At 45.7% G+C, this 5,110-nt stretch carries 8 protein-coding genes; 2 read left to right on the top strand and 6 right to left on the bottom strand.

The features are described 5' to 3' along the window. The 6 genes from Q0546_RS06220 to Q0546_RS06245 all read right to left on the bottom strand — a co-directional run. Positions 1-513, bottom strand: a 513-nt coding sequence (locus tag Q0546_RS06220; RefSeq protein WP_298791476.1) for an AbgT family transporter, incomplete at its 3' end; no start/stop codon positions are given. Between the two features lie 6 nt (positions 514-519). Continuing rightward, positions 520-936 (bottom strand): effector binding domain-containing protein, encoded by a 417-nt coding sequence (locus Q0546_RS06225; protein WP_298791478.1) that lies wholly within the window; start codon positions 934-936, stop codon positions 520-522. 2 nt (positions 937-938) lie between these two features. After that, positions 939-1,412, bottom strand: coding sequence for a DUF3972 domain-containing protein (locus Q0546_RS06230; protein ID WP_002946292.1), 474 nt, complete (start codon positions 1,410-1,412; stop codon positions 939-941). Between the two features lie 10 nt (positions 1,413-1,422). Next, on the bottom strand, positions 1,423-1,920 hold the full coding sequence (purE, locus tag Q0546_RS06235; protein ID WP_122866867.1) for a 5-(carboxyamino)imidazole ribonucleotide mutase: 498 nt from the start codon (positions 1,918-1,920) through the stop codon (positions 1,423-1,425). Then, a complete protein-coding gene (locus tag Q0546_RS06240; RefSeq protein ID WP_298791482.1) occupies positions 1,917-3,179 on the bottom strand; it encodes a peptidase U32 family protein in 1,263 nt (420 codons plus the stop codon). Before Q0546_RS06240 ends, purE begins: the two co-directional genes overlap by 4 nt. After that, positions 3,176-3,904, bottom strand: coding sequence for a chemotaxis protein (locus Q0546_RS06245; RefSeq protein WP_298791484.1), 729 nt, complete (start codon positions 3,902-3,904; stop codon positions 3,176-3,178). The genes Q0546_RS06240 and Q0546_RS06245 overlap by 4 nt, the downstream gene beginning before the upstream one ends. 123 nt (positions 3,905-4,027) lie before the next feature. On the opposite strand from Q0546_RS06245, the gene Q0546_RS06250 reads away from it, so the two are divergent. Then, complete coding sequence (locus tag Q0546_RS06250) at positions 4,028-4,807, top strand: histidinol-phosphatase (protein ID WP_298791486.1); 780 nt, start codon at positions 4,028-4,030, stop codon at positions 4,805-4,807. An 85-nt stretch (positions 4,808-4,892) separates the two neighbouring features. Then, the coding region (locus Q0546_RS06255) for a glutamine synthetase (protein WP_298791488.1) at positions 4,893-5,110 on the top strand (218 nt) is incomplete at its 3' end.

A 5,110-nucleotide genomic window follows, 5' to 3' on the forward strand; every position in this document is an offset into this window, starting at 1 on the left:
AAAAGCCGCCGCCAGCCCCGCGATAGGATGGCGTCCAAAGCCCGCAAACAAAATAGCCCCGAGCGGTATCAGTACGACGTAGCCGACTGAGGAGGCGACATTTGACATTACGCCCAAAAAGATCACGATAGGAGTTACCCATTTTTTAGACGATTTTAGAGCGATTTTTTTAACTAGCGCCGACAAAAGCCCGGCCTTATCCGCCACGCCGATACCTAAAATGATCGCAAAAACCACGCCAAGCGGATAAAAACCGGTGAAGTTTTTAAGCACGGACGAAACAAAAGTTCTGATACTATCAGCCGAGAGCAAATTTACGACGTTTGCGCTTAGCTGCGAGATCTGGCCGTCCTTGATGGCCTGATAGCTGACACCCACGCCAAGCCTCTCTAGCACAAACGATAGCAAAATCGTAATAACAGAAAGATAGACAAAAAGCATGGTTGGATTTGGCAGCTTGTTGCCGAATTTTTCGATAAAACTTAAGATCGATCCGCTATTTTTATTGTCCATTTTTTCCTAATCTAAAATAGATATAAAAATTTTTATCTCGTCGCTGCCGTAAAGCTCAAAATCCGTTTCGTAGGCTCTTTTTAGCTTTGAGCTTTCAAAATATTTCCAAATTTCTCCCCAAAATTTCGCTACGTTATGCGGCTCGCATGGAAAGCTAAAAACAGCGTATTTTCCGCTTTTTATCTCTAAAATTTCACCGCCCAAACAAAGCGACTTCGTACCGATAAATAAATCATAAAGCCCGTTTACGCCGTTTTCGTAACTACAATAAACGCCGTAAATTTCGCTTTTACCTTCATAAAATTCTTTTGTAAATTTAGCCCACAAGGCCGGGATTTTACCGTCGCCGTTTATCTCGTCGGTGTTTTTGGTACGAGTTTTTAGTCCGTAAATTTTAAAACCATCTACCGCTAAAATTTCCACGACTACTCCTTGTCGCCTTTAAAATTTTCAACCGCTTTGTTCCACATGAGCTTGTATTTTCGTTTTAAAAACTCGACTTCATCTTGAGAATTTTTTAGCTGCTTTGTAAGCGTTTCGACCGTTTTTCTATCCTCGTCGTAGAGCTCTTGCATCGAGATTAACGCTTCTTTTAAAAATTTATTTTCGTTGCGCAGGGTCTCTAGCGTCTCGTCTTTGGCATCAAGCACCTTTTCGTGTAAATTCAGTATCGTACCGATCGTCTTTTCCACGAAGCTAAAGCCATCCGCGCCGATCTGGGGCGCAGGTACGGCCACGACGCTAGGCACCACGCTCATGGTACCCTGGCTAGCCTCTATGAGGATCTCGCCGCCTTCTTCTTTCGTATTTAGCACGCCGCGGTTTATCATCCCCTCGATCACCTCGCGCTCTAGGTGCACGAGCTTGCAAAATTCGTCTATGCTTAAGTATGTCTGCATATTTGCTCCTTTAGGCGAGTAAAACTTCCACCTTCGCCGAGTCCTCTTCTACCTGCTTGGCTTTCGCCGCTCGGTCGGCTTTTAGCATTTCGTCTAGATTTTGGTCGTTTAGGGCTAAAATTTGCAGTGCCAGATAGGCTGCATTTACTGCGCCGGCCTTACCGATAGCCACGGTGCCCACAGGCATGCCGCCGGGCATCTGCACGGTCGAATAAAGCGCATCCACGCCGCTAAGCGCGGAGCCTGCCATCGGTATGCCGATCACCGGGCGAGTGGTGTTTGCCGCGATAGCGCCCGCTAAATGCGCCGCCATGCCGGCTGCCGCGATAAATACCTGCGCGCCCTTTTCCTCGGCCGCGGCGACGTATTCGCTCGTTCGCTTCGGGCTTCTGTGCGCGGAACTGATGATCAGCTCGTAAGGGACGTTAAATTTTTCAAGCACCTTTGCCGCCTCGCTAACTACGTCGTAGTCGCTTTTGCTTCCCATTATTATAGATACGAATTTCATTTTATTTCCTCTCTTAAAAAGCTAAATTTAGGCAACTTCGCGCCCAAATTTACTTCGTTTTCGTTGCCGCTGTGGATTTCTGCTATTTCCTTGCCTTTTTTGGTTACGAGCTTTTTAAATTTGATAAATTTCTTGCCGTCGCGACCGAAAATTTGCGATATTTCGCTCTCGCACTCATCTATCTGAGCGCCCAGGGGAGCCACTATCTCATACTCATTGCCTGGGAAAATTTTATACTTGCATTTAAAAAACTCGCCGTCTAAAGTCAAAGCGTTTACCTGATGTGTGCCCTCCTCTAGGCTACTAGCGTGATTTTGCGTATCAGCCTTTTCAAACGGACGATTTACCAGGTAGCCGTCGGTAAAGCCGCGATTTTTTAGCGTATTTAGCTCATCGGCGTAAATTTGCGCGTCAAATTTGCCCGCCACCGCATCGTCAACGGCCATACGGTAGGCTCTAGTCGCGCAGGCGGCGTAGTATTCGCTTTTCGTGCGGCCTTCGATTTTTAGGCTATCGACCGCGCCGCTTTCGATGATATCTTTGATGTGCGCGGATAAATTTAAATCCTTCGAGTTCATCACGTACGTGCCGCCTTCTTCGTCCTCTTCTAGGTGAAACAGCGTTCCGCTTTCGGGATTTTTGGCGTAGAGTTCGTATTTAAACCTGCAGTCGTTGGCGCAGCTGCCGCGGTTTGATTGGCGGCCGCTTTGCACTGCGCTAACCAAACAGCGCCCCGAATACGCAAAGCACATCGAGCCGTGCACAAAAATTTCGATATCCAGCGTCGGGATTTGCTCTTTTATTTTCACGACGTCTTTTAGGCTCATTTCGCGCGCCACGACGATACGTTTTGCACCCATTTCGTGGTAGATTTTAGCGTCAAGCACATTCATGACGTTTGCCTGCGTCGAGAGATGGATCTCGATGTCGGGGGCTATTTCTTTTGCCAGGCTCATGACGCCAGGAGTCGCGATGATAAAGGCATCGGGCTTCATCGCCGATATCGTTTGCAGGTGGCGTTTTAGCGGCTCGATTTGTGAATTAAAAGGAAACGCATTTACCGTCGCGTAAAATTTCTTTCCCTTTGCGTGCGTGTACTCGATGGCTTCTTTAAAGCTTTCTAGGTTAAATTCGCGCGCTGAACGAGTGCGAAGCGAAAAGCTCGCAACAGAAGCGTAAACCGCGTCTGCACCGTACTCTAGGGCTATTTTTAGCTTGGTTAAATTTCCTGCTGGGGATAAAAGCTCGGGCTTTTTCACTTTTTGCCCAAACTTTCGATTAGAGCCTCGATATCGTCGTTACTGACGAGATTTTCGGTGTGCGTATCGCCCGCGATATGTACGGCCGAGGCCACGCGCTTCTCGTCGTCGATCTTGCCCTCAAACAGACTGCTCATATACTTGCTAAGCGCGCGCATGACGTTGATAACGCGCTCTATCTTTTGACGGTGGATGTCTTGATACTGCATCATATCCATCGCCATCATTATCTCATCCTCGGCCATCCTGACGTTATCTAGCGTCGTTTCTGCAGAGCTTTTTAGTGCGTTATTTTTCTCTAGCGCCTCGGAAAAAGCGGCGATATTTGGGAATTTTTCGTGTAGTTTGGTAAAAATTTCGATATTAGCCTCTATACCGCTGATAATCTCGTTAAGTCCGTTCTCCGCGTCCATAGAGAAGTTATTGATCGCGTCAAGCTTGTCAAACATCTGCGTGGCTTTTTCCTCGCTGTCCTTTGTGACGTCGTCTAGCTGATGAACCATCTTGTGATCATCCGTCGGTGGAGGCGGAGGCCACGATATGTTTGAGGATGCTCTATAGTCGCCGTCAAATTTAACGCCATCATCTTTGCGCTCCGCTACTTCTTTGTCGGCAGCATTTAGGTCTAAATTTTCATCTCCGCTAGCTTGCGCGTCGTTCTCGTCTGCAGCGACGACGTCATCCAGATCGCGCGCCATCAAGGCGTCAAGTTCTTCTTGCGTCATAAAAACTCCTATTTAAATTTAGGCTGATGATATAAAAAATTAACGAAATGTAAGTTTAAAAAGCGAATTTTATCCTTAAATTTATCAAATTTTAGGTAGCATCTCGGAAATAAAAGGACGAAAATGAAAGTCGATCTTCACAACCACACTCCGCTTTGCAAACACGCCGTAGATGAGCCCAGGCAGTACGTTTTAAGCGCGATAAATTCGGGCTGCGAGTATTTTGGATTTAGCGATCACGCGCCGATGAAATTTGACGAAGCGTACCGCATGGAGTTTTCGCAGATGGACGCTTACGAGAGCGAAATTTTGCGCCTCAGAGACGAATTTGACGGACGGATCAAAATTTTGCTCGGTTACGAAGTCGATTTTTTAGAGGGCTTTATGGACGAGCGGGTTTTAGCGCGCAAGGTTGATTACCTAATCGGTTCGGTGCATTTTTTAGGCGGTTGGGGCTTTGACAATCCCGAATTTATCGGCGAATACGAAAAACGCGACATAGATCAAATTTGGCGGGATTATTTTTACTGTATCGAGAAAATGGCAAAGTCGGGCAAATTTGACATCGTCGGGCATTTGGATTTGCTAAAAGTATTTAAATTTATGCCAAAAATAGACGTTAGACTCCTCGCCAAAGACGCCATCAATGCAATAAGAAAGGCAAATTTGACGGTCGAGATAAATGCAGCCGGTTTTAGAAAACCGATCGGTGAGCAGTATCCCAGCGTAAATTTACTAGAAATGATCGCCGAAAAAGACATACCTATTACGTTTGGCTCGGACGCGCACGCAAAAGATCAAGTCGGTCTAAACGGCGAAAAATGCGAGCAAATCGCTAGAAATTTGGGCTTTAGCAAGTGTGCAGTATTTAAAAACCGCGACAGAGAATTTGTAAAATTTTAGATCGGGTAGAAAAAATTATTTAAATTAATCTTAAAAGTAAAATTTTATGATAAAATTACGAAATCAATAAACACAGGAGCGAAAAATGGGAAAATTTGTAAAAAGCGTCGATCATTTTTTTGATTTTTGCAAAGAACACGAGGTTAAATTCGTGGATTTTAGATTTACCGATATGAACGGCGCTTGGCACAGCATATCTTATAACATAAAATTCGTAGAAAAAGATCATTTCGTAAACGGCATACCGATGGATGCGAGCTCATTAGGAGGGTGGCAACCGATCGAAAGAAGCGACATGCTGAT

The sequence above is a fragment of the uncultured Campylobacter sp. genome, assembly GCF_937997465.1.
Classification (GTDB): Bacteria; Campylobacterota; Campylobacteria; order Campylobacterales; family Campylobacteraceae; genus Campylobacter_A.

Bases quoted from the DNA above. Each gene is read 5' to 3' on its own strand.
- Q0546_RS06245 (WP_298791484.1), bottom strand. From the start codon at position 3,904: ATGACGCAAGAAGAACTTGACGCCTTGATGGCGCGCGATCTGGATGAC.
- Q0546_RS06250 (WP_298791486.1), top strand. From the start codon at position 4,028: ATGAAAGTCGATCTTCACAACCACACTCCGCTTTGCAAACACGCCGTA.
- Q0546_RS06230 (WP_002946292.1), bottom strand. From the start codon at position 1,412: ATGCAGACATACTTAAGCATAGACGAATTTTGCAAGCTCGTGCACCTA.
- purE (WP_122866867.1), bottom strand. From the start codon at position 1,920: ATGAAATTCGTATCTATAATAATGGGAAGCAAAAGCGACTACGACGTA.